General features: G+C 71.6%; 23 protein-coding genes and 2 pseudogenes. 12 read left to right on the top strand and 13 right to left on the bottom strand.

Features of this window, described 5'->3' with window-relative positions:
• Positions 1–116: 116 nt before the first annotated feature.
• A complete protein-coding gene (locus tag N7925_RS01965) occupies positions 117–644 on the bottom strand; it encodes a hypothetical protein (protein ID WP_274342821.1) in 528 nt (175 codons plus the stop codon).
• A gap of 443 nt (positions 645–1,087) precedes the next feature.
• Here N7925_RS01965 and N7925_RS01960 point away from each other — a divergent pair, with 443 nt between their 5' ends.
• The gene (locus N7925_RS01960; RefSeq protein WP_265597747.1) at positions 1,088–1,234 is read left to right on the top strand and encodes a hypothetical protein; all 147 of its coding nucleotides are present in this window, start codon (positions 1,088–1,090) and stop codon (positions 1,232–1,234) included.
• Here N7925_RS01960 and N7925_RS01955 read toward each other — a convergent pair.
• From N7925_RS01955 to N7925_RS01940, 5 genes and pseudogenes are all read right to left on the bottom strand, one after another.
• Positions 1,210–1,866 carry a M15 family metallopeptidase gene (locus tag N7925_RS01955; protein ID WP_274342820.1) on the bottom strand — a complete coding sequence of 219 codons (657 nt, stop codon included), beginning with the start codon at positions 1,864–1,866 and terminating at the stop codon, positions 1,210–1,212. The two genes, N7925_RS01960 and N7925_RS01955, sit on opposite strands and share 25 nt — an antisense overlap.
• Positions 1,867–1,873: 7 nt before the next feature.
• Positions 1,874–2,029: a hypothetical protein gene (locus N7925_RS36150; protein ID WP_443032104.1), complete on the bottom strand. Its 156-nt coding sequence runs from the start codon at positions 2,027–2,029 to the stop codon at positions 1,874–1,876.
• Between the two features lie 86 nt (positions 2,030–2,115).
• Complete coding sequence (locus tag N7925_RS01950) at positions 2,116–2,529, bottom strand: hypothetical protein (protein ID WP_274342819.1); 414 nt, start codon at positions 2,527–2,529, stop codon at positions 2,116–2,118.
• 63 nt (positions 2,530–2,592) lie between these two features.
• Positions 2,593–3,405, bottom strand: coding sequence for a dimethylargininase (gene ddaH / locus N7925_RS01945; RefSeq protein WP_274342818.1), 813 nt, complete (start codon positions 3,403–3,405; stop codon positions 2,593–2,595).
• Positions 3,406–3,422: 17 nt separating this feature from the next.
• Positions 3,423–3,622 (bottom strand): annotated as a pseudogene (locus N7925_RS01940) (methionyl-tRNA formyltransferase); the annotation flags it as partial.
• A 428-nt stretch (positions 3,623–4,050) separates the two neighbouring features.
• Here N7925_RS01940 and N7925_RS01935 point away from each other — a divergent pair.
• The 3 genes and pseudogenes from N7925_RS01935 to N7925_RS01925 all read left to right on the top strand — a co-directional run.
• Positions 4,051–4,341, top strand: a pseudogene (locus tag N7925_RS01935) (amidohydrolase family protein); the annotation flags it as partial.
• A gap of 157 nt (positions 4,342–4,498) precedes the next feature.
• Positions 4,499–4,717, top strand: a complete 219-nt coding sequence (locus N7925_RS01930; RefSeq protein ID WP_265597743.1) for a hypothetical protein — start codon at positions 4,499–4,501, stop codon at positions 4,715–4,717.
• A gap of 346 nt (positions 4,718–5,063) precedes the next feature.
• Positions 5,064–6,272 carry an MraY family glycosyltransferase gene (locus N7925_RS01925; RefSeq protein ID WP_274342817.1) on the top strand — a complete coding sequence of 403 codons (1,209 nt, stop codon included), beginning with the start codon at positions 5,064–5,066 and terminating at the stop codon, positions 6,270–6,272.
• Between the two features lie 17 nt (positions 6,273–6,289).
• Here the strand turns inward: N7925_RS01925 and N7925_RS01920 are convergent, their stop codons facing one another.
• Positions 6,290–7,177 (bottom strand): glycosyltransferase family 2 protein, encoded by an 888-nt coding sequence (locus tag N7925_RS01920; RefSeq protein WP_274342816.1) that lies wholly within the window; start codon positions 7,175–7,177, stop codon positions 6,290–6,292.
• A gap of 69 nt (positions 7,178–7,246) precedes the next feature.
• Between N7925_RS01920 and N7925_RS01915 the strand changes: the two genes are divergently transcribed.
• The 3 genes from N7925_RS01915 (at position 7,247) to N7925_RS01905 (ending at position 11,315) form a co-directional block, all read left to right on the top strand.
• Positions 7,247–9,460: a hypothetical protein gene (locus N7925_RS01915; RefSeq protein WP_274342815.1), complete on the top strand. Its 2,214-nt coding sequence runs from the start codon at positions 7,247–7,249 to the stop codon at positions 9,458–9,460.
• Positions 9,461–9,615: 155 nt separating this feature from the next.
• Positions 9,616–10,596 (top strand): metallophosphoesterase family protein, encoded by a 981-nt coding sequence (locus N7925_RS01910; protein ID WP_274342814.1) that lies wholly within the window; start codon positions 9,616–9,618, stop codon positions 10,594–10,596.
• Positions 10,593–11,315: a 4'-phosphopantetheinyl transferase family protein gene (locus N7925_RS01905; protein WP_265597738.1), complete on the top strand. Its 723-nt coding sequence runs from the start codon at positions 10,593–10,595 to the stop codon at positions 11,313–11,315. Before N7925_RS01910 ends, N7925_RS01905 begins: the two co-directional genes overlap by 4 nt.
• Before the next feature lie 318 nt (positions 11,316–11,633).
• Here N7925_RS01905 and N7925_RS01900 read toward each other — a convergent pair whose 3' ends face one another.
• Complete coding sequence (locus N7925_RS01900; protein ID WP_274342813.1) at positions 11,634–12,296, bottom strand: hypothetical protein; 663 nt, start codon at positions 12,294–12,296, stop codon at positions 11,634–11,636.
• Between the two features lie 109 nt (positions 12,297–12,405).
• Positions 12,406–12,771: a tetratricopeptide repeat protein gene (locus N7925_RS01895; RefSeq protein WP_265597736.1), complete on the bottom strand. Its 366-nt coding sequence runs from the start codon at positions 12,769–12,771 to the stop codon at positions 12,406–12,408.
• Between the two features lie 147 nt (positions 12,772–12,918).
• Here N7925_RS01895 and N7925_RS01890 point away from each other — a divergent pair, with 147 nt between their 5' ends.
• Positions 12,919–13,881: a pirin family protein gene (locus tag N7925_RS01890; protein ID WP_274342812.1), complete on the top strand. Its 963-nt coding sequence runs from the start codon at positions 12,919–12,921 to the stop codon at positions 13,879–13,881.
• A 40-nt stretch (positions 13,882–13,921) separates the two neighbouring features.
• On the opposite strand, the gene N7925_RS36055 is transcribed toward N7925_RS01890, so the two are convergent.
• Complete coding sequence (locus tag N7925_RS36055) at positions 13,922–14,212, bottom strand: excalibur calcium-binding domain-containing protein (RefSeq protein ID WP_322784772.1); 291 nt, start codon at positions 14,210–14,212, stop codon at positions 13,922–13,924.
• A 556-nt stretch (positions 14,213–14,768) separates the two neighbouring features.
• Between N7925_RS36055 and N7925_RS01880 the strand changes: the two genes are divergently transcribed.
• On the top strand, positions 14,769–15,089 hold the full coding sequence (locus tag N7925_RS01880) for a hypothetical protein (RefSeq protein ID WP_265597733.1): 321 nt from the start codon (positions 14,769–14,771) through the stop codon (positions 15,087–15,089).
• 118 nt (positions 15,090–15,207) lie between these two features.
• On the opposite strand, the gene N7925_RS01875 is transcribed toward N7925_RS01880, so the two are convergent.
• Complete coding sequence (locus N7925_RS01875) at positions 15,208–16,104, bottom strand: EamA family transporter (RefSeq protein ID WP_274342810.1); 897 nt, start codon at positions 16,102–16,104, stop codon at positions 15,208–15,210.
• Between the two features lie 100 nt (positions 16,105–16,204).
• Between N7925_RS01875 and N7925_RS01870 the strand changes: the two genes are divergently transcribed.
• The gene (locus N7925_RS01870; protein ID WP_274342809.1) at positions 16,205–16,801 is read left to right on the top strand and encodes a TetR/AcrR family transcriptional regulator; all 597 of its coding nucleotides are present in this window, start codon (positions 16,205–16,207) and stop codon (positions 16,799–16,801) included.
• Positions 16,802–17,012: 211 nt separating this feature from the next.
• Here N7925_RS01870 and N7925_RS01865 read toward each other — a convergent pair whose 3' ends face one another.
• A complete protein-coding gene (locus tag N7925_RS01865) occupies positions 17,013–18,404 on the bottom strand; it encodes a hypothetical protein (protein ID WP_274342808.1) in 1,392 nt (463 codons plus the stop codon).
• A gap of 152 nt (positions 18,405–18,556) precedes the next feature.
• The gene (locus tag N7925_RS01860) at positions 18,557–19,819 is read right to left on the bottom strand and encodes an MFS transporter (protein ID WP_274342807.1); all 1,263 of its coding nucleotides are present in this window, start codon (positions 19,817–19,819) and stop codon (positions 18,557–18,559) included.
• A 786-nt stretch (positions 19,820–20,605) separates the two neighbouring features.
• Between N7925_RS01860 and N7925_RS01855 the strand changes: the two genes are divergently transcribed.
• Together N7925_RS01855 and dmpG are read left to right on the top strand one after the other, a co-directional pair.
• Entirely contained in the window at positions 20,606–21,535 is a 930-nt protein-coding gene (locus N7925_RS01855) for an acetaldehyde dehydrogenase (acetylating) (RefSeq protein WP_265597728.1), read from the top strand.
• Positions 21,532–22,545, top strand: coding sequence for a 4-hydroxy-2-oxovalerate aldolase (gene dmpG / locus N7925_RS01850; protein ID WP_265597727.1), 1,014 nt, complete (start codon positions 21,532–21,534; stop codon positions 22,543–22,545). Before N7925_RS01855 ends, dmpG begins: the two co-directional genes overlap by 4 nt.
• The last annotated feature ends 5 nt before the right edge of the window (positions 22,546–22,550 follow it).

Below are 22,550 nucleotides of genomic sequence, written 5' to 3'. Positions count from 1 at the left end.
TCCTCGAGGCCGTCGTCGTCATGGACGACGCACCGGGCCCCGGTCCAGTAGGCGCGCCTTCAGCGCCACCGGGTCGCGGTGCGCGAGGCCTGGTGGCGCTGCATCTCTGTCTCAGGTCACTGGCTGACCTGCTGCAATTCCCAGTAGTGGGGTTCGATGGGAACGCGCCTCACCTCGACACGGCCGGTTACCTCGGGAATGTCGACTACCTTCCCCCACGAGTCGGATCGATCGCTGGGGGTGTGTTCGATGTCGGCCCACACCACGCTGCCGGGTCCTGCGGAGCCGAAGGACACGGTCCACTCGGCGTACTTGTCGGCACAGGAGTCGATGACCCTCACTCTGTAGTCGTTGTTCACGCCCAGGCAGGTGCGCGGGTTCGAGCCCGGTGTCGATACTTCCATCGTCCCGTTGGGGCGCTTGCGTACCTGCCAGTTCGCGGAGGTCGACGAGTTGTCCGTGCAGGCGCCCAGCCCGACGGAGCCGATGCTCGCGTGCGATCTGGGCCAGACCAGGCATGTGCCGTCCTGGAGAGCGGCGAACCGGTAGACCCCGTCGACGACTGGGGCGGCCTGGGCAGGTTGTGCAAGAGCTGCAGTGGCTGCAGCCGCGGCGGCCAAGGTTGCGATGATGCGTGAACGCATGGGGAGGGGCTCCTCGGAACAGCCGTGGCCGCGCCGATCATTGGCGCGGACGCGGTCGATGCACGCTCCGCCGGGGACGGCGGCGGCACCGATCCTGGACTACCGGCCGGCCCGGCAGTAGTCCGCACTGGCTGCTTTCATCCGCCTGGCTGAGCCGCGACACCCGATGGCGTGGCGCCGTGCCGTGGTCGGCTCCGCTCGTTCCTCCGGATTTCTGCGCCTCTGGTCGTACGTCTCCTACCTGATCCACGAGATCATCGTTCGAGTCGCGATAGGCCGGACCGGTGACACGCCGGTGACGTGGTCACGGCCGCTGACGCCGGGGGTGGGTCAGGCGCCCGCGTGCAGGTACCCGGCCCCGAGCGACGGATACCCGGCCCAGAGCGACGGAGTGCCGGGGAACTCGTCACGCGGCGCCAGGACCGACGTCCGGAGTGCGGCCGATGATGCGGCACAGGTACGAAAGCTCGCTGGACTGGGCGGTGGAGATCGAGCGGATGGCTGAAGCCATGGACCTGCCCGCGATCGAGCTGTTCTTTGAGCTGCTCGATGAGTTCCGGGCCGGTCATCCGAGTTCTACGGGCCCGTAGTGGGCGACTGCCCCTCCTGTTTGCAAGGCCCAGTAGCGATCTCCGTATGACCAGTGCCACCACTCTGTCGGGTAGTTGACCAGGCCTGCAGCAGTGAGCGCAGTGCCCAGGATCTCCCGATGGGAGCGAGCCTCGTCATTGATGTTGTCGGCCTCCGTGTAACAAGCGCCCGCGCTCTCCTCCGGAGAGGCGTTCATACGAGTGCCCATGTCAAGCTCGCGCCCGCCGTCATCAGCGAGCGTCAGGTCAACAGCCGCCCCGGCGCTGTGCGGTGCGATCTCCGGCGGGGACACGTAACGGCTGGCTGCCGATCGGACCTGCTCAGCACCCCATTCCGGGTGTTCGGCACGCAGTTGAGCTGCGTATTCGTCGAAGTAGCGACGCTGAAGGGACGGCGGGCGGTATCCCTCGACGAACAGCAGCCGCATCCCTTGAGGCAGTTGCGTCTGTGCTTTGAGGAGTCGATCGAGCACTCTTTCCCGCAGGTGGGCGAAGGCGCCGGCGGAGTCCTGCCATTTCCGTTCGTCGACCAGCAGGGAGCCGTCTCGGCGCACATCTGTGAGCCGTTCACCGCACTCGTGGACAGGCACGGCTGCGACCTTCGGGTCGGACATCAAAACGATCTCAGTCATGAAGCGATCATCTCGTGGCCTTGCGTCTGCCTTCAGGCGGGATCTCCTGGGCGGCTGCGACGACGCGTTTGCCGAATCGGGTCAGTTTCATGACCGTGCGGCGTTCGGCCCGTTTGAAGAGGGGCTGTCCGAGATCCTCTTCAAGACGGTTGCTCTGGATCACCGGAACGGACGGGTGGATCCCGAGGTCTCGGGCTGCTTCGGTGAGCGTGGACCAGGGCCGGGCTGCGGTCGGGTCGGGGCCCGGATTCAGGGCAGCCTCGGCCAGGGCGTCGGCGGCGGGCCGTACGCCTCCAGCAAGGCGTTTCGGACCGCTTGCCGCCCCGCCTGCCGGAACGCGCGGGGGTGGGAGTCCACTTCGTGCACCCTGATGGACCGCAGGACGACCGCTACCGCCACCGTGGTCCCGGGGTCCAGCGTCGTGAGTTCCGCCAGCTCCTCGCGTACGCCGGAGCCGAAGGCCTCGTGCAGCTCGGACGCCTCGGTGGCCGACCAGCCCGGGACCGTGCTCGTGTCCGCCGTCTCGAACTCCACACCCCCTTCCCAGGGTTCGAAGTCCGCCACCGCGATGGCCACGGAGGACGGGCACCCGGCCTGGCGGATGTACGCGGCCTTGACCGCGCGCAGGGGGCGGGGAGGGAAGGTCCTCGGCTCGGTGGTCATGCGCGCCACGGTATCGACCCCCCGGCGGCCTCCCCACCAAGTTTCCGCGGGGAGGCCGTCCGCTCAGGCGTCCCGGCGCAGTTCCAGGGTGCAGCACTTCACGCTGCCGCCGGCCTTGAGGAGTTCCGACAGGTCCACGCCGACCGGGCGGAACCCGCGCTCGCGCAGCTGTCCGGCCAGATCCGTCGCGTTCTGCGGCAGGACCACGTTGTACCCGTCCGACGTCGCGTTCAGCCCGAACGCGGAGGCGTCGGCGGCGGAGGCGAGGAGGGCGTCCGGGAAGAGCCGCCGCAGTACGGCCAGGCTGCCGGGGGAGAAGGCCGCCGGATAGTAGGCGATCGTTTTCTCGTCGAGCACGGTGAGGGCGGTGTCCAGGTGGTAGTAGTCGGGGTCGACGAGAGTCAGCCCGATCACCGGGCGGCCGAAGTACTCCTGCGCCTCGTCGTGGGAGCGGGGGTCGCTGCGGAACCCGGTGCCCGCCAGCAGCCAGTCGCCGGCCAGGAGGTAGTCGCCCTCCCCCTCGTTGACGAACGCGGCCGTGCGCGGTTCCGGGTATCCGTTGTCGCGCAGCCAGCCGTGGTAGGCCGGGCCCTCGGCGATGCGCTCGGCGTCGCGGAACCGGGCCACGAGGGCCCGCCCGTCGATGACGGTCGCGCCGTTGGCCGCGAAGACCATGTCGGGAAGGCCGGGGACGGGGTCGATCGTGTCGACGGTGTGTCCGAGGTGCAGGTAGACCTCGCGCAGTCGCTCCCACTGGGCGATGGCCAGCGGAGTGTCGACAGGCTTCGTCGGGTCCATCCACGGGTTGATGGAGTAGACCACGTCGAAGTAGGTGGGCCGGCACATGAGGTAGTGCCGGGCACGTGCGGTACGCATGGGCAGGGTCCCGATCGTCAGGGGCGGCCGGTTGGACGGCCACCCATCGAGGTGAAGTGCTCGGTCCGGGCGGCTCGTGGCCGTCAGCGGTCCGTACGCGCGTGATCGCCGGGCCGTGGTCGCGGCCGGAGCGGGCGTCGGCCCCGGTGGCGATCACGACGTGGTCGCCCTCGTGGTGGAAGAAGCGGCCCGGGGTGCCGCCCCGGCGCCCTCGGGTGCGGCGGCGGATCCCCTGCTTCTCGGGAGAACGATCAACCGGCGCGTAAGTAAAGCAAGGCTTGCCTAATAACGCAACGATGTGTCTCGGCCATGCCAGTTGAGTCCGCTGATGTGACGGCTGTCCGTAAACCCTTGGGCGGAGGGGGCGTTGAAGGCCGAATGGGTCAGGCCGCGCCCAGGTCCGACCCGTGCCCGAAGCGAGGGGCCGATGGTGTCCGCCGGGCCCCGGCGCTAGATTCCGGCGGACGGCCGGGGGCTCTGGGCGGCGATGTCCCACAGCCGTACGGCTCCGAGAACCACGCGCCCGCACAGCACACCGGACTCCGACGGACGGACTGCCCATGCTCTGTACGCGACTGACCAACGCGCGCATCCTCACGATGGACCCCCGGCACCCCGTCGCCCACGACCTGGGTATCTGGCGGGGACGGTTCGCCGCTGCGGGCGATCCAGTTCATGGTCGAACGCGCCTCCGCCTCGGGCCGCCTCGTCGGCCCTGACGAGGCCGTCACCGTGGACGAGGCGCTGCGGGCCTACACGGTCGCCGGCGCCCGCGCCTGCCGCTGGGAGGCGTCGGCGGGCGCCCTCTCACCTGGGATGCGCGCCGACCTGGTGGTGCTGGGCGACGACCCGCACCGCGTGGACCCCTCGGGGATCGGGGACATCGAGGTCGTCGAGACCTTCGTGGACGGCCGGGACGCCCGCATCGCTGGGTGACGCCAAGCTCGGCGCCATGCGTGCGGAGAAGGCGGCAGAGGCGGAGGACCGGTCGAGCGCCGCGTGGGTGGCCGTCGTGTCGTGCGAGAACCTGCCGGGCTGTCCGCGGCCCCCGGCGGCCCTCCGCGCCTGACTGCGGGGCCGTGGCGTCGACTGGATGCCCTTCGCCGGGAATCTCGTCCGCTTCGATCTCCTCTGCGGCGTCGGCGCGGACGGGCACTGGCACGGTCAGTACGTCGTCCGGGTCCGTGCGGACGCGCTACGCGTCCTGGGTCTGCACCCCGATCAGCCCGCCGCCACGGTCATCGGTCCCTCTCCGCCCCGCTGGTGGCACGCGGCATCCGAGCGCAACGCCGGACGGGGTCTCGGGCACTGACGGCCCGACCGCCGGCCCTCTCCCCCAACTCTGTTCACAGCGAGTCTCTTTGAGGATTGCCGGGCGGTCGGCCCAGCTCCTCCCCGGCAGTCGGGTGACAGCCCCACAGGCACTCCTGGAGGCAGTCCTGGAGGCGGCCCTGGTGGAGCCCGGTGGCAGAACAATAGGTCGCTCTTTTCGTGTTATTTAGGGTGAATGCGGACATTGGCCCGTAGGTTGGGGAGAAACGCCACCCGAGTGGCGTCCCGTGTCCCCGACCCGCAACCGCCCGGGACTCCGGCGGCCGCCGTTCCACCGGCCGCCCGAGTCCCGCGCCGCAGGTCATGAACGAGGAAAGGCAGGGCAGGTGAACGTGCTGGGGATCATCGCCTCCGGTGTGGCCGCGCTGTTCATCACGGTCGCACTCGCCAAGGTCGCCCGCCGTGCGGCGCTCCGCGCCCACGCCCCGAACGAACCGGGCGGACGTGCGCCACGGGCCGACGCGCTGCGCAGAACGGGCGGAGCGACGGCCGTGCTCGGCGTCGGCACGGCAGCCGGCGGGGCCCTGTGGCTCGGCGCGGCGGACGACTCCGCCGGCTCCGTCGCGGGGCTGCTCGCCGGGGCCGGGATCGTCGCAGCCCTGGGGCTCGTCCATGACCTGAAGCCGTTCCGGGCCGCTCTCCGCCTCCCCGTGCAGACGGCCGCCGCGGTCCTCCTCGTCTGGCTCGCCGGACTGTCACCGGCGGCGGGCCTCCTGGCCGTGCTCTGGATCGTCCTCGTCACCAACGCGTTCGCGCTGCTCGACCACGCCGACGGACTGCTGACCACCGTCGGGCTGGTCACCGCCGCCGGGCTGGTCGCGTGCGCCGCTGTCGGAGGAAGCCCCGCCCTCGCCCTCCTTCCGGCGACGCTGGTGGCGGGCCTGGCAGGCTTCCTGCTCCACAACTGGCACCCTGCCCGCCTCCGGCTCGGCGCGTCGGGTGCGCAGTTCACCGGATTCGCACTGGCCGCCTCCGGCGCGCTGATCCAGACGGCAGCCCCGTCGGGCCGAGCCGCCTGGGCCGCGCTGCCGGTCCTGGCTACGGTGGCCCTCGCCGACACCGCCCTGGTCCTGATCTCCCGCCGCCGCGCCGCGCGTTCCCCGCTGCGCGACGCGGACGACCACATCGCGCACCGCCTGCGCCGGGTCCGCGTCACCGTGCCGGGCACGGCGGTCCTCCTGGGCCTGTGGGCGGCTGTGCCGGTCACCACCGCGACACTGGTGTACGCGGAACTGCTGCACCCCGCGTTCCTCCTCCCGCCGCTGGCCGGGACCGTGGCCGCCGTCTTCGCGCTGCTGCGGATTCCGGCGTACGCACCGCTCCGCCCGGCCCGGCACCGTACCGCCACCCGGCGCACCACGGCGCCCACCACCGGCGCCGCGATCCCCTCCGCCGCCTCCGCGCAGCGTGTCGCGGGCCCGGCTCCCGGGAAGAGGCCGCCTGGCGGCACCGCCAGGACCGCCGCGGGGCACCCCACCGTGCCGCCCCCGCCCACCGGCCGGTCCGCCGCCGCGGTGGCCGCTGAGCGAAGCTGACGCCGCCCGGCCCCTGATCACCCCCGCAGCCGGCCGAGCGCGGCGCGGGCCGCCGTCCGCGCGTACGGGGCGAGCATCAGATACGGCGCCCAGGGCCAGGTGTGCCGCAGGCAGTACACGCACCATGGGCGGGGCGGCAGCTCCTGTACGGAGGTCACGCGGCGCAGCGCCTCCCGGACGCCGATCCCCGGCTCCCGGGATCCCGGAGCGCCAGGGCCGCCCCCGCACTCACCGGCATGCCCCGGGGCGACGAGAGCGTTCACCCCGGCCCGCCGAGCCCGGCAGCCGTGGTCGTAATCGCCCATCCGGTGGCGGAAAGCCTTGTCGGGGTCCCCGACGAGGTCGTACACGGCACGGGGCACCAGGACCACGCGCCCGTCGTACGTGTCGCAGGGCACGGGCCGGTGCTCGCCGGGCTCGACGAGGGTCAGGGAACGGCCCCGCCGGCCGGAGTACACCGTGTCCCCGTACGCGTTCCGCACCGCGCCCACGACGACGGCCCCGGGCCCGGCCGCCCCGGCCGTCCGCAGCAGCTTCGCGAGGGCGTCCGGGAAGAGTGCGACCCCGCCGTCGAGCCAGAGCTGATGCGTCCACGCGTGGGTCGGTCCGCCGGGCGCGCCGCCGAGCGGACCGCCGCCCCCGCCGCCGCTGCGACTGTTGCGGCTCGCGATGCGCAGCGCCAGGTTGTAGGGCGTGTCCGCGCCCACCGACATGACCTCCACCGCCGGATGCCGCAGCCGGACCGCCTCCGGCGTACCGTCGGTGCTGCCGGTGTCCACGAGGTGCACGCCGAGCGTCGTTCCGGCGGGGAGCCCGCGTTGCTCCTCCAGGGCGCGCAGCGCGGAAAGCGTTCGCGTACGGCGGTCGTGACTCGTCATCAGCACGGCCAGGTGAACGGAGTGCACAGCGGGCTCCTCAGCTCCTCAATCTCATCATTCACGCATAAAAGCTGATATTCCGCATAGGCTGGGCGGGTGAGTGCCGAACCGACCGCGAACCCGCCCGGGCCGACAGGGGGATCCGCGCCCCCGCGTTGGCCCGGCCGTCTCGTGCCGGTGCTCGCCTTCCTGCTGGCCGTCCTGGGCGTGACGACGGTCGCCCTGACCGCGACCGTCCGGTCCACGGTCGCCTCGCCCGGCTTCTACCAGGCGGTCCTGGACGAGGAGTCGGCCTACGACCGGCTCTACGGTGAGGTGCTCGTCGACCCGGAGATCTCGCCCGTCACCCGCGATCTGCTCGCCCACCTGCCCGTGCCCGAGGCCCTGGTGACGTCGAACATCAAGGTCGTCCTGCCGCCTGCCACGGTCCGGGCCCTCACCGACCAGCAGATCGAGGCGGTGACCGGCTATCTGCGCGGCGACCGTGACGAGCTCCGGCTGACCGTCGACCTGGCCCCGGTGCTGAAGAACCTCGCCGACCTCGCACGCGTCTACTTCGGCGACCTGGTGGCCAGTATCCAGGGGAGCGACCGGCCGGACTTTGAACGGTTCACCGCCGACCTCGCCACGGCGCTCGACGCCCTCAAGGAGGGCCGCGCCCCCGACCTGCCCACGCTGCCGCTCACCGAGGACCAGGCCGACCGCGCCGCCGACGCCCTCCTCACGACGGTCCCGGAGCGGGAGCGGGCGGCGCTGCGCCCCGAGATCGAGGTGGCCCTGGGGGAGGGAGACGTATCGACCGCGCTGGCAGCCACCGCGGCCGCCGCGCTCTCCGACGGTTCACGGACCGCCGCCGCCGACCTCCGCACCACCCTCCAGGACGGTACGTGGGACCTCACCGGCGCCCTGACCACCGCCGGGACGGACCTCACGGCCCTGGAGCGGGCCCGTGACGCCATCAGGCTCCTGACCCTGCTCCAGGTCGTCGCCCTCACCGCCGCACTGGCCGCGCTCGCGACGCTCTGGTTCACCGGTCCCGCCGCCCCGGCCCGCCGGCTGATGCGACTGGGGAAGGCGCTCGCCTGCGCGGGAGTCCTGACCGCCGCAGCCGTGCTGCTGACCCGGTCGATCACCGGGGGACGCCTCCTCACCACACCCTCATCCTGGGCCCCGAGCGTCACCGCGCTCGTCGACGACCTCCAGCGCAACGCCGTGGACCAGGCGGTCGCCACCGGGCTGAGCGCCGCCCTCACGGCCCTCGTCGGCGGCGTGCTCCTCACGGGCGTGGGCTGGGCGCTCCTGGTGCGCCCGGGTCGGATGCCGACCCCGACAGCGGTGCGGACGACGGCGGCGGGCGTGGCCTGTGCGGCGCTGGCCGGCGTACTGCTCGTGCCGCCCGTGTTCGGCCCGTCCGCACCCCGCCAGTGCCTGGGCGGCAGCCGCCTGTGCGAACTGCGCTACGACGAAGCCGCCTACCTCACCTCGCACAACGCCATGTCCACCACCGCGGACCGGTTCATCGGCCCCCTCCAGGACCCCGACATCACCACCCAGCTCAACACGGGCGTCCGGGCCCTCCAGCTCGACACGTACCGCTGGGAGCGCCCGCAGGACATCGCCGGGCGTCTCGACTCCCCCGAATTCACCCCCGAGCAACGACGCCTGATCACCGGCGCCATCGACCGGGCGAACCCGCCGCGCGAGGGACTCTGGCTCTGCCACGGCGTCTGCCGCGCCGGGGCCATCGAACTGGTCCCGGCCCTGGAGGACATCGGCGACTGGCTGCGCGCCCACCCCACCGAGATCGTGACGCTCATCGTCCAGGACGACATCAGCCCCGAGGACACCGAGGAGGCATTCCACGCCGCCGGCCTCGAGGACCTCCTGCACACCCCCTCGGCGGATCCTGACGCCCCGTGGCCCACCCTGGCGGAGATGATCGACAGCGGCCGCCGACTGGTGGTGTTCGCCGAGAAGGCCGACGGCCCGGCGCCCTGGTACCGCAACTTCTACCGGTACGGGATGGAGACCCCGTTCGCCTTCCGGAGCCCCTCCGAGATGACGTGCGAACCCCACCGGGGCGGTACCGGCAAACAGCTCTTCCTGCTCAACCACTTCATCACGAACGCGGGCGGCAGCCGTCTGGACGCCGGCCGCGTCAACGCCCGCGACTGGGTCCTGGAGCGGACGCGTGCCTGCGAGGCGGAACGCGGCAGTCCGGTCACCTTCATCGCCGTCGACTACACGACGGTCGGCGACGCGCTCGGTGCGGTGAACGAACTGAACACCCGCCGAACAGAAAGTGAGTGACAGGGCATCGGCGAGGGCAAGGGCCCTGCCCCGCGCGCCCGTTACCCGAAACCCCGGGGGAACCGCGAGGGGAGCGTGAGAGGCTACGTTCCCAGCGGCTCCCCACCGTGCGGACGGAGCCGGACCACTGCCGACAGATCGGGAAATCAGCGCCCATGACGCCTCCGAGCGACCCCGCACCGCACGGTGCCCCCACTGCCGTTCCCGCCCCCGGCGACGGGGGCCGACAGGAGCGCGCGGGCCGTCTGCTGGCCGTGAGCGACCTGCACGCCGCGGTGACCGACAACCGGGCCATCGTGGAGTCCCTGCACCCGACGTCCGACGCGGACTGGCTGATCGTCGCCGGCGACGTGGCGGAGACGCCCGAAGCCATCCGGTGGACGCTCGGACTCCTCGCGGAGCGCTTCGCCCACGTGATCTGGACCCCCGGCAACCACGAGCTGTGGACCCTGGCCCAGGATCCGGTCCAACTGCGCGGCCAGGCCCGCTACGACCACCTCGTGGAGCTGTGCCGGGACCTCGGAGTGACGACTCCGGAAGACCCGTTCCCGCTCTGGCCGGGCCCGGACGGACCGGTGGCGATCGCGCCGCTCTTCCTCCTGTACGACTACACCTTCCGCGCCCCGGGAACGCACACGAAGGAGGAGTCGCTGGCCGTCGCGCACGAGTCCGGCATCGTCTGCAACGACGAATACCTCCTGCACCCGGACCCCTACCCGACGCGGGAGGACTGGTGCCGCGCCCGGGTCGCCGCGACCGGACGCCGGCTCGCGGAGCACGACCCCGAGATACCCCTCGTCCTCGCCGGGCACTGGCCGCTGGTCCGGGAACCCACGTCGGTCATGTGGTATCCGGAGTTCGCCCAGTGGTGCGGCACCGAACTGACCGCCGACTGGCACCGGCGCTTCAACGTCACCGCCGTCGTCTACGGCCACCTCCACATCCCCCGTACGACCTGGTACGACGGGGTGCGCTTCGAGGAGGTCTCCATCGGCTACCCCAGGGAGTGGCGCGAGAGGGGGCACCCGCGAGGCCTGCTGCGGCAGATCCTCCCCTACGAGGGGCAACCCGCCCCACCGGCCCGCACCGACGCCGAACCGTCCGCGCAGCGGCGCACCCCCGGAGGCTCCTCGTGATCGAGCGACTGCTGCCCGCCGACGTCTCCTGTGCTGCCACCCGCGCGGCGACCGTCCCCGACGGAACCCTCTTCCCGGAGGAGGAGGCGCTGGTCGCCAAGAGCGTGGCCAAACGCAGGAACGACTTCGCGACGGCCCGCGCCTGCGCCCGGCGCGCCATGGCCGGACTCGGTCTGCCACCCGTGGCCGTGCTCCACGGCCACCGGGGACGACCGCTGTGGCCCGAGGGAATCGTCGGCAGCCTCACTCACTGCGAGGGGTACCGGGCGGCCGCTCTGGCCCACGCGAAGGGCGTGCTGTCGCTCGGCATCGACGCGGAACCGCACGCCCCGCTCCCCACCGGCGTACGGGAGTTGGTGACCCTGCCCGCCGAACGTGCCCGGATCGGTCCGCCCGTGCCGGAGGGGAAGGGCGAAATCCACTGGGATCGTGTCCTGTTCAGTGCCAAGGAGAGCGTCTTCAAGACCTGGTATCCGGTCACGGGCATCGAACTCGATTTCGTCGAGGCGGACTTGACGTTCCAGCAAACGGGCGGTCGAGGCGGCAACGACGACACGCCTCAAGGGGGCGCTGCCGCCGAGGGCACGTTCGCCGCGCGTCTGCTCCTCACGGACCCGGCCCTGCCGACGACGCTGCGCGGGCAGTGGCGGATCGAGGACGGCATCGTCGCCACCGCCGTACTGGTCCGGCCCGACTGGCGGGAGGGCGAGGGGGCGTGACGCCCGGTCGGCCGGGCTGGGCGGGTGCTGCGCAGTGACGCTCGGCGGACGGGGGGCGCAGGGCAGTGGCGTTCAGCCGGTCGTGGGGGCGCGGTGAGCGAGTGGCCCAGCCCCACGTTTCCCCGCCCGACCGCCCGCTGAGTTCGGCCAGCGGCAGCGGGCGAGGTCCATCCGCCAGAACGCCGAGCCGGCCGGACCACCGCGCCGGATCCCGGCCGGCCGGCACCGGTTCGGTCCGCGCCGCCGGCCCGAGCGCCTCGGCGGTCCCGCGGCACCGCCGGGAGGGCCGTTGCGTAAGGCGGCAGGGAGCGGAGGTCGTCAGGGTGCGGGTGAAGAGGCGTCGTGATCGCGGAGGCCGGTCTCCGTGCGGCGTGCCGCGTTGCCGACGATCTGTTCGAGGTTTTCCCGCACGTCGTGTTCCGGGCTCCCGTGCGGTGCGTACGCGGACACCGTGAGCACGAGGTCGCCGTTCCACAGGAGGAGGGTGCGGCCGGGGCTTCCCCGGTCGTCGGCCGGTATCGCGTAGGCGGCGTCGTGGACCTTCTCGGGCCCGCGTCCGTGGGCACGGTCGAGGTCCTCCTTGACGCGGTACGCGTGACGGGCGGCCTCGGCGGCCTCGTACACCGAGGCCCTGGTGCTGAGCTTCCAGAACGTGCCGTCCGGGGCCTTCAGGTCCGCGAGGCAGCCGGTCTGCTGGTAGAGCGGCCGCGCGCCGTTCTCGCCGATGCCCTCCTGGGCGTCGGGGGAAGCGGAGTCGGTGGTGCTGCCGAGGGTGAAGCCCTCGGCGGGCGCCTCGCCCCTGAGGAGATCGCAGGGTCTGCTGGTCCAGCTGTGGGTTCCCGGCGGGCGAGCGGTCTGCTCCGCCGCCTCCCGGTTCTTCCCGTCATCGCCACCGGAACAGCCGGCCGAAACCGCCACCGCCAGCCCGATGAGCGCGGCCGACCGCGCCCGGCCTAATGCGGCACTCCTGGATCCGTGCATCTACCACCCCTTCGTCCTGGAGATCCCATTGTCCGGTGCTCGCATCGACGGGTAAAGGTGACCGGGCCCGCACCGAATGGTGCGGGCCCGGCCGGTGACGCGGAGCGGCTCAGGGGCGCTCGGCTCCGGGGCTGAAGTCTCCGGTGAGGGCGGCGGCCAACCGCAGGTGCGGCGCCGCGTCGGCGCTGCGCCCCTGGCGCTCCAGCGTCCGGCCCAGCATCAGGTGCGCGTAGCTCTCCACCGGGTCGAGCTCCAGAACGGCCCGGAGTTCCTGCTCCGCCTTGCCCAGCCGGGCGGAGTGGTAGTAGGAGCGGGCCAGCAGCAGCCGCGGCGCGACTTGCTCCGGCGCTTCCCCGACGAGTCCGCCCAGGATCCGCGCGGCCGTCAGGTACTCCTTGGCCTCGAAGAACATCTGCGCCCGGTCCCACCGGTCGGCGGCGGTGCCGAACTCGTAGTAGGTCTCGGTCTCGCTCACGCGTCCTCCTTCATGTGGTGCGGGCCGGCTCCGGACCGCGCCGCCGTACGTTCAGCCATGACAACGCCGCACAATGGTTGAACATTCCACTAAAATTCTGGCGTGGGGCCCGGTGCTCCACGCTCCTACGGGAATAGGTTGAGAGCCATGAGCAATCTCGATCGCCAGGCCACCCCCTCCGTCTGCGGAGGGCGCGGCTTCGTCGTCGCCGAGCCCGTCCGTGAGCTTCTCGCCCCCCGCCGCGTCCAGCTCGGCGAGGGCACCGAGGTCCGCCGGCTGCTGCCCAATCTGGGCCGGCGCATGGTGGGCGCCTGGGCCTTTGTGGACCACTACGGCCCCGACGACATTGCCGACGAGCCCGGAATGCAGGTGCCGCCGCATCCCCACATGGGCCTCCAGACCGTCAGCTGGCTCCACGACGGGGAAGTCCTTCACCGGGACAGTCTCGGCAGCCTGCAGACGGTACGCCCCCGCGAACTGGGCCTGATGACCTCGGGTCGCGCCATCAGCCACTCCGAGGAGAGTCCGAAGGAACATGCCCGGCTGCTGCACGGAGCCCAGCTCTGGGTGGCCCTCCCGGAAGCGCACCGCAACATCGAGCCGCACTTCCAGCACCACACGGACCTGCCCGTCGTCACCGCCCCCGGCGTGACCGCCACCGTCATCCTGGGCGAACTGGACGGTGCGGCCTCGCCCGGCACCGCGTACACCCCCATCGTCGGCGCCGACGTGACCCTGGCCGGTGGCGCCGAGACCCGCCTGCCCCTGGACCGCGACTTCGAGTACGCGGTCCTGTCCATGTCGGGCGAGGCCGAGGTCGACGGCGTCCCCGTGCTGCCCGGCTCGATGCTCTACCTCGGCTGCGGGCGCACCGAACTGCCTCTGCGCGCCGTCTCCGACGCCGGGCTGATGCTCCTGGGCGGCGAGCCGTTCGAGGAGGAACTGGTCATGTTCTGGAACTGGATCGGACGTTCGCAGGCGGAGATCGAACAGGCCCGCCGGGACTGGATGGAAGGGGCACGGTTCGGCAAGGTCAAGGGATATGACGGGGCTCCGCTGCCTGCCCCTGAGTTGCCGGCGGTGCCGCTGAAGGCACGTGGAAGAACGTGACCCACCGGCGGCACCGCCCGCAGCAGCTTGCCGGTGGGCCCTATTCGCAGGCGACCCCGTCTCCGTCGCGGTCCAGGTGCCGTCCGTACCCGGGGTCGCCGGCTCTGATGGGTGCGGCGTCGGCGGCGCGGACCGCGGTGCAGTTCTTGTAGTACGCCGACGTGCTTCCCGAGCCGTCACTGCCTGCGTCCTCTTCGCGGGGTGCTGGCTTCTTCTCGGGTTTCGGCTGCGGTGGTGCCGCTGTGACCGTCACCCGCACCTTCTTGATCTTCGTGACCGTCGGGGCCGGCTCCGGGCTCGCGGTGACCGTGACCTTTGCCGTCTCCGTCACGGTCACGGTCGGGCCCGGCTTCGTCTTCGCTGCGGCTGTCTGTATGTCTTGCGGCTGTTCACCGGTCGTGCCGATTCCCACGCCCAGGACGAACAGTGCGCCTGCGGCGGGGAGAACGACGCGCTTCCGCGCCCACCGTGGACCGCCGGACGGAGGGGATGTGTGCGGCGTGACCGTACCGCCCTGCCCCCAGCCGGACTGACGCGACGGGTGCTGCGGACTGTTCCAATCCATGGTCCCCCCAGGTTGCTTCGTGGAGGCATGAACATAGCGAGCTGGATACCACCGGAGGATCCACTTCTTCCGTTAGTGACGGAGTTGTGATCAAACAGCGGGGGAGTAGCGAAACTGAACGATCCCGTGGCCGTGGAGCGACACCAGTTCATGGGGCGGCACGAGGCCGGAGAGCGGATCGGTCAGGCACTGAATCACGGCGGTAGCGTGCGCCACGTACTCCGCCCCGGCCGAAACGTACAAGACCGTGTCGTGCGCGGCTGGCAGGGCGTGTTGCGAGAATGCTGGTGAGATCCCAGGGGGATTCTGCGACCCTGGGCGCATGCCTCGACGCATCATGTTCGTGCAGCTGAAAACGGGTTACGACACCGACCGCGGGCCCTCGTGGATCGGGTGGGTGGACTTCTCGAAGACGTGGGGGACCGCGAACTTCCACGGGCGAACGCTGCGCCGTGCCGGGGGGATGTTCGATGCGAACTTCTACGACATCGAGACCGGCGAGGAGTTCTGGGTCTCCGGTCCGAAGCGGGACCGTGCCGACACCCGCTACGCCCCCTCGGACCCTGCGGTCGAGCCGGACGCAGCCGATGCCTATGAAGCCTTCCTGGATGGCGCGCCTCTCCCGGGCCGGGAGAACGGCTAGATCCGGAAGCACATTGCCAGTCGGAGCCATTCGTTGAGAACTGCGACCAGGACGGTCGTCTCGTAGCGGACGGCGAGCTTGTCGCATGACGTGGCCGATGGCCTTTCCCGTCGCCGTGTCACAGGCGGTCTGCGCTGGTCGGCATCGGCGAAACCGGGAGGCTTTCAGCACGCCAGGTCGCTACGGCGCCGGCTGACACGATCAGTCCCATGCCGACGACCACCGGTGCGGAGAGAGCTTCGGCGAGGGCGAGGGCGCCGATGAGTGCGCCCATCACCGGGTCGAGGGAGAACAGCGTCGCGACCACTTTGGCGCCGGCCATCTTCACGGCCTGGAAATCGAGGGTGAAGGCGAGGGCCACCCCGACGGTGCCGGAGACAGCGACCAGGCCCCAGCCGGATCCGTCGACGCTCGGGGCGGCGGGAACGGAGAAGGGGAGGAGCAGCAGCGCCGAGATACCGACCGATACGGCCAGTCCCTCCAGCCCGGAGGATGTCCGGCCCACACGCTGGGCGAAGACGGTGTAGCACGCAAGGGCCAGCGCGGAGAGTAGCCCGAAGGCGATTCCCGCCCACTCGACTGCCCCGCCCGGCTCCGTGACCAGGACTACGCCCGCCAGACCGATTGCCGGGAAGAGCGCTTCGCGCCAGGCGCGTGCCGAGGCGACCGCCACGACGAACGGCCCGAGGAACAGCAGCGTCGCCGCCACGCCCAACGGGAGACGGCCCACCGCACAGTAGTAGGCCACGTTCATTACGGCCATCGCGGCGCCATAGGCGAGCATGCCCGCCCATTCCCGCCGTGTGTGGCCACGGGCCCTCGGACGCACCAGCGCCATCAGGACGAGGGCGGCGCAGAGCTGCCGCAGCCCGGCGACGGCGGGAGCGCCCAGCCGGTCGAAGAGTGTCGAGGCGAGTGCCGCTGAGGCCTGCACGCTCAGACAACTGACGAGGACCAGGCCCGCACCGAGGGACGCTCGGGTGCGGACAGGCCCGGGCGTGGTCGGTTCCTTCACGGGCGCACCTCCGGTTACAGGCGAGTGGCACGAGGCGTTCGCCCCTCTCCCACCTCACTGAAACGACCGTTTCACTGTAACGCTCGTTATGCTGAGGTGCATGGATCAGGAGACCGCCGTAGCCATGGCCAGACCGCCCGCCAGGGAGCGATTGCTGGACGCAGCCGACGAGCTCTTCTCCCGGGACGGCATCGCCCGCACCAGCGTCGATCAGGTGCTGCACCACGCCCACGTCGCTCCCGGCACGCTCTACGCGCACTTCGGGGGAAAGGACGGGCTGATCGCGGCCGCGCTGCAACGGCGCCTGGACCGCTGGGAACAGGTGTGGCAGGAAGCTGTGGACGCTGCGGCCACACCCGTCGAGAAGCTTCTGGCTCTGTTCGACGCGGTCTCCGCCTACCGGGACCGGTACACCCCGGGCCGCGGGTGCGCCTTCCTCGCGACCAGCACGGAACTGCCCGAACTCGACCACCCCGTCCGCGCCGTGATCGAGGCGGAGTCCACGCTCCTGCTCACGCGGCTGAACCAGTTGGCGGAAGCCGTCACCACTGAGTCCCCCGCCGCCCTGGCAGGCAACGTACTGCTCGTGTACGACGGAGCCATGGCCGGCCTCCAACGAGGACGGACGCCAGAGCCGCTCGGCCACGGAAAGACGCTGGCGAGATGCCTGATCCAGAACGCGATCGGTAACGGATAGCCGTTGGATGACCCCATCTCGGCGGCCGAGCGGCTCGCCGGAGTCGATGCCTTTGCGGGCGACCTCGAGCCGATGCGCTTGCCCGCCAGGGGTGTCAGGGCGATCGGCGCGCGGAGTCGCCCTGAGGGACCTCCGCGGCGAGCCGGCCGTCGGACGACGGGGTCCGGCGGCGGAAACTCCCCGCCGCCGGGCCGGGTTCGGACGCGTGGGATCAGCGGTCGCCGCCGTGGAAGACGCAGCCGACCGTGGCACCGCCGCCCATGCTGACGACCCCCACCGCCGGATCGGCGCTGGCCCGGACGAAGCCTCCCGCGTAGCCGTCGTCCTCGGCGCCGCGTGCGCTCAGGTAGAGGCCCCAGTTGAGGAAGAGTTCCCGCACGCCGCCGGCGCCGTCGGGAAACGGCTCGGCGGTGGGACGTACACGGCGCTGGAGTACGAACGGGCCGTCCATCGCCGAGGCGACCCTGCTTTCCCACTCGGCAGGGTCCACCGTCCAGCCGGCGATGATGCCGTTGCCGCCGTGCAGCAGCGTCGGCTTGAGGATCAGTTCGTGCTGGTGCCCCAGGGCGTGGGCGAGTAGGTCGACCCGGGTGCCGCCGGGGTCGGTGGCGCGGGGGCGCACATACCGCGTCCACGGCAGGATCCGGTCGAGGCACGCCAGTTCGGCGGCATCGTACCGGTCGCGGTGCTCCTCGTCGGAGAGCATCGCCAGGGTGCCCTTGTTGCCGTACAACTCGGCGTCCAGTCGGCTGAACAGGCCCAGCCTGCCCTGCTCGACCGCGGTCAGCAGCGGCTCCAGTTGGGCCACCGCGGTGGGGTCGGTGAGGTCTTCGGGCAGGAAATACCGGAAGACGACGTCGACGGTTCGGCCCGAGGCCGTCGGACGGCCGTTCGGGTACGTGATCGCGCCGAGGTCGCAGGCGATCCCCTCGACCCCGAAGTCGGCCAGCTTCTCGGCGAACACCCGCAGTCGAGGTCCCACGACGGCGAAGTTCTCCACTGTGTCCACCACGGCGACGACGGGCGCCCGGCCGGTGGGGATGTTCGCGGCGCACTCGGCGTACATGGTCCGCACCATGTGGCCCAGCGTGTCCTCGTAGCGCAGTCCGTGCCGCCGTACGAACTCTTCGAGCGGGGAATAGGCCAGCATCGCCCGGTTGATGTCCGCGTTCTCGAAACCGCCGAGCGCGCTGGTGATGTTGAATTCGAGAAGCTTGAACCCCGCACCGTCGTGATAGAGATCGGCTCGCCCCAGCGGGCGGAGCGACCCGGTCCGTGCGCTCCGCGTGATCAGCGCCGACTGCGAGGGGTCCAGGCCGACCGCTGCGGCCAGTGCCGTGACGCTTCCGCCGAACCGGCGCTCCGGCAGCGAGCGCAGCAGCCCGTAGACCGTGTGGAGGTCTCCCACGAGGGTGCGGAGCTCGCTCTCGCCGAGGAAGGCGGGGCCGGCCAGGAACCGATCCTGGTACGCCAGTCTCAGCGTGGCGGACTCCAGGGCCGCGGCCGCGGGATGGCCCGTCGACCCGTTCCGCGCGAGCTGCTCCCCGTACGCGTGGCCCAGTCGCGACCTGGGCGGGGTGCGCGGACTCGTGGTCGTCGTCATGAGTGTCCCTTTCCGGACTGGGCCGTACGTTCGTTACGGTGCCGCGTTCGGTGCGGTCCACGGCGCTGTGGTGTTCGGTGCCGGTGCGGTCCAGGGCGCTGCCGTGTTCGGTGCGGTGCCGGCGTCCCGCGGTGCGCCGGACGGCTGCCCGCTCAGTCTGTTTCCGTCGTTCGCGGAGGGTCGGCGCGGGTGATCCACCGGCGGCGGGCCCCCACGAGGAGCCCCGTCGCGACCACCGCCATGACGACCGCGCCGGCCCCGAACACGGCGCGGGTGCCGACCTCGGCGGCGACGAACCCGCCGGCCGCCGCGCCGACGGGCAGTCCGCCCCAGGCCACGAGCCGGTACACGCTGTTCGCCCGCCCGAGCAGGTGCTGCGGCACCAGGGTCTGCCGCAGCACGACCACGACGACGTTCCACGTCACCGTCCCGCAGGCGAAGATCGCGAGGGCCACGCCGGCCGCGTACACCGAGGGCACGGCGGCGAGCACCGTCTCGCTCGTGGTGATCAGGACGGCGGTGGCGACCAACGCCCCTTCCCGGCCGAGCCGTTCCGTCAGTGCGGGGGCGAAGCGTGAGGCCAGGACGGCTCCCACCGCTTGGCAGGCGAGCAGGACGCCGTACCCGAACGGCCCCAGGCCGAGCTCCTTCCCGCTGTGCACCACGAGGACCGCGAGCATCGCGCTCCCGGCGAGGTTGATCAGACAGGACACCAGAGCGAGGCTGCGCAGCAGATGATGCGAGAACAGCCACTTGGCGCCGGCCAGCATCTCCGACATCACGCCGGCCCGGTCCGGTGCGCGCTCGACGGGCCTGGTGCGGCGGATACGGCTGATCAGGACGGCGGAGCACAGGAAGGTGGCCGCGTCCACGCCGAAGGGCAGGGCCGTCGCCACACCGAACATCAGCGCGCCGAGGAGCGGACCGATGAAGCCGGTGCCGGCCTCCTGCGCGGCCATGATGCGGGCGTTGGCGGTGGAGAGACCGGCCTGCGGGGTGATGAAGGGGACGAGTACCTGGGCGGCGTTGCGGCAGAGGACCTCACCGACTCCGAGCAGGAACATGCAGACGTAGAGCAGCGGCAACCCGCCCCAGCCACCGAGGATCCCGAGGGTGAGCACCGCCAGCAGGACGGCCCGGCCGACGTCGACGCGCACCATCATCGCCCGGATGTCGATGCGGTCCACCAGCAGCCCCGCCGGGATGCCGAACAGCAGGAACGGCGCGGTGAAGGCGACCGAGGCCGCGCCGATCAGGCGGGGGTCGTCGGTCAGACGGGTGGCCAGCAGGGGCGCGGCGGCGATCGTGGCCCCGTCACCGAGCGACGACACCGCGGCGGACCACCACAGCCGGGAGAAGTCACGCCCCAGAGCGGGCCGTTGCGCGTCGGCCTTGTCGGTCGTCGGCGCGGTCATGAGAGCGCGTGGCAGCGCAACCGGCAGTACATTGCCTCCCCCTTCGACGTGGCTGCCCCGCCGTCGACGCCCCACCAGCCCGTCGTCGTGCGCCGAGACCCGCACAGCCAGATGCGCGGGGTTCCCGAGACTAGTCGGCGTCCGGGGTGGAGTCGAGGGAAAGATCAGGTCCTCCGGGGAAAGGTACGCCACCGCCGCTCACGTGCCCGGGGCGGAGCCGTCGAGCGCCTCCCGGGGAAGATCAACCGATGTACGGGTGAGGGGGGTTGTGTCCTGCGGTCTTCTGATATGTTCGCCGCCGCTGGGCGGGTGAATCGGCGGCCGGCGACGTGCGTGCAGGGGAGGACATGCCGTCAACGGGGCTTCCACACACCGAGTAAAGCCTCCGGTTCGTGCTCACGGCCGATTGTTTCGGCGCGACGACATGCGGCCGGTGATTCCTCGTCCTCCCAGCGCGACCGCGCATCGCCTCACCGACGCTTCGCCTCTCGGCTGCCGACCGGCACGGACCACTGATCGACGAGTGACCGACGGCCGCCCGAGGCACGCAGGAGAGGAATCGTGACCGACCGCGTCGGCGCACGGTCCGGAACGGACGGAGATCCCGGTGAGGCACCTGGCCGCCCGCGGCCGGACCGCCACGGAGCAGCCGCGCGCAGATGGAAGGGTGGGAACAACGTTCATGAGAACCTACGAACCCGACGCGGCGAGACGGACGACCGGCGCCCGCCGTCGCCACTCACGTCATCCGCTGGTCCGCCGTCTCCGGCGCCCCGGAGGCATACGGTGAGTCTCGCGGCGGGTCTGACGAACGCCCGTCCGGACATCGTCGAGACCGTGACGGTCGCCGTCATCGGCACCGGGGCGATCGGGCGGGACCTGGTCAGCAAGATCGACCGGTCGCCCGGGCTGGACTGCCGGCTGGTCGCCGGACGCAATCCGGAGTCGGCGGGCCTGCGGTACGCCGAGAGCCTCGGCTGCGCCACCACCGCCGCGGGCATCGAGGCCGTACTGGCGGCGCCGATTCCGTTCGACGTCGTCTTCGATGCCACCAGCGCCGCGTCCCACCGGGACCACTGGCCGCTGCTGGAGCCGCTCGGGACGCTGGTGATCGACCTGACCCCCAGCAAGGTCGGGCAGATGGTGGCGCCCACCGTGACCGGGGTCGCGGCCGAGGCCGCGCGCAACGTCAATCTGATCAGCTGCGGGGGCCAGGCGTCCGTTCCGGTCGTGCACGCGCTCGCGGCCCGATTCCCGGTGACGTACCTGGAGGTCGTGTCGACCGTGGCGAGTGACGTGGCCGGCCGTGCGACCAGGCTGAACCTCGACGAGTACGTGACGGCCACCGGTCACGCCGTGACGACGTTCTCCGGCGTGAGCGACGTCAAGGTGATCCTCAACATCAGCCCGGCGGTGCCACCGGCCACCTTCCGCACCGTCATCCGGGCCCGGGTGCCCGACGCCGATACCGCGGCGGTGCGAGCGGTGGTCGACCGGGCGGCCGAGCAGGTGCGGTCCTTCGCCCCCGGGTACGAGGTCGTCGCCTGCACCGCCGCCGACGACCTGGTGACGATCGTCCTGAAGGTCACGGCGCACAGTGACGTCCTGCCCCCGTACGCGGGGAACCTCGACATCATCAACGCCGCCGCCGTCATGGTCGCCGAGCAGTACGCGGCCCGGCCGGACCGGGTGTCCCGGACGGGGGTGTCGTCGTGAAGCAGGTGGTGATCCACGACCCGACGTTGCGCGACGGCCAGCACGCCGTCCGCCACCAGCTCGGCCTGACCGCACTGCGCCGCTACGCGGAAGCGGCGGACGCGGCGCGGATCCCGGTGGTGGAGGTCGGCCACGGCAACGGCCTGGGCGCCTCCTCGTTGCAGGTCGGGCTGGCAGCGGCGACCGACGACGAGATGCTGTCGACCGTTCGCGAGGCGCTGCGGCACAGTCGGCTGGGCACCTTCATGCTGCCCGGCTGGGGCACCTCCGACGACCTCCGGCGGGCGATCGCCCACGGGGTCGACGTCTTCCGCGTCGGCGTACACGCCACCGAGGCGTCCTTGGCCGAACACCACCTGGGCTTCCTGCGGGACGCGGGCGCCGAAGCCCACTGCGTCCTGATGATGAGCCATATGGCCTCCCCGGACGAGCTGGCCGAGCAGGCCGCGCGGGCCGTCGGTTACGGGGCGCAAGGTGTGGGGATCATGGACTCCGCGGGGCACTTCCTCCCTCCGGACGTCACCGCGCGGATCGGCCGAATCGTCGAGGCGGTCGACACCGTCCCGGTGATCTTCCACGGACACAACAATCTCGGTATGGCCGTCGCCAACTCGGTGGCCGCCGCCGACGCCGGCGCCCTGATCATCGACGGCTGCGCCCGCGGCTTCGGAGCCGGGGCGGGCAACACCCAGCTCGAAGTGCTGGTACCGGTGCTGGAGCGGAGCGGGTTCGCCACGGGCATCGACCTGTACGCGCTGCTGGACGCCGCCGACCTCGCCGAGCGCGAACTCATGCCCGCACCACCGGTGACCGCCTCCATGAGCATCGTCAGCGGTCTGGCCGGAGTCTTCTCCGGCTTCAAGCACCGGGTCGTCGAACTCTCCGGGGCCGCCGGCGTGGACCCGCGCGAAGTCTTCTTCGAACTCGGCCGACGGCAGGCCATCGCCGGCCAGGAGGACCTGATCGTGGACGTGGTGGCGGAGTTGAGCGGCCGCGGGACCGACGGCTGACGCGG

The sequence above is a fragment of the Streptomyces sp. CA-278952 genome (assembly GCF_028747205.1).
In the GTDB taxonomy this organism is placed as follows: domain Bacteria; phylum Actinomycetota; class Actinomycetes; order Streptomycetales; family Streptomycetaceae; genus Streptomyces.
This window is presented reverse-complemented; position numbering and strand designations above follow the sequence as displayed.

What these genes read in the sequence shown, in the direction of transcription:
- N7925_RS01965 (WP_274342821.1), bottom strand. Translation starts at nt 644, where the DNA reads ATGCGTTCACGCATCATCGCAACCTTGGCCGCCGCGGCTGCAGCCACT.
- N7925_RS01960 (WP_265597747.1), top strand. Translation starts at nt 1,088, where the DNA reads ATGATGCGGCACAGGTACGAAAGCTCGCTGGACTGGGCGGTGGAGATC.
- N7925_RS01955 (WP_274342820.1), bottom strand. Translation starts at nt 1,866, where the DNA reads ATGACTGAGATCGTTTTGATGTCCGACCCGAAGGTCGCAGCCGTGCCT.
- N7925_RS01950 (WP_274342819.1), bottom strand. Translation starts at nt 2,529, where the DNA reads ATGACCACCGAGCCGAGGACCTTCCCTCCCCGCCCCCTGCGCGCGGTC.
- ddaH (WP_274342818.1), bottom strand. Translation starts at nt 3,405, where the DNA reads ATGCGTACCGCACGTGCCCGGCACTACCTCATGTGCCGGCCCACCTAC.
- N7925_RS01930 (WP_265597743.1), top strand. Translation starts at nt 4,499, where the DNA reads ATGCCCTTCGCCGGGAATCTCGTCCGCTTCGATCTCCTCTGCGGCGTC.
- N7925_RS01910 (WP_274342814.1), top strand. Translation starts at nt 9,616, where the DNA reads ATGACGCCTCCGAGCGACCCCGCACCGCACGGTGCCCCCACTGCCGTT.
- N7925_RS01900 (WP_274342813.1), bottom strand. Translation starts at nt 12,296, where the DNA reads ATGCACGGATCCAGGAGTGCCGCATTAGGCCGGGCGCGGTCGGCCGCG.
- N7925_RS01890 (WP_274342812.1), top strand. Translation starts at nt 12,919, where the DNA reads ATGAGCAATCTCGATCGCCAGGCCACCCCCTCCGTCTGCGGAGGGCGC.
- N7925_RS01880 (WP_265597733.1), top strand. Translation starts at nt 14,769, where the DNA reads ATGCCTCGACGCATCATGTTCGTGCAGCTGAAAACGGGTTACGACACC.
- N7925_RS01870 (WP_274342809.1), top strand. Translation starts at nt 16,205, where the DNA reads ATGGATCAGGAGACCGCCGTAGCCATGGCCAGACCGCCCGCCAGGGAG.
- N7925_RS01865 (WP_274342808.1), bottom strand. Translation starts at nt 18,404, where the DNA reads ATGACGACGACCACGAGTCCGCGCACCCCGCCCAGGTCGCGACTGGGC.
- N7925_RS01860 (WP_274342807.1), bottom strand. Translation starts at nt 19,819, where the DNA reads ATGACCGCGCCGACGACCGACAAGGCCGACGCGCAACGGCCCGCTCTG.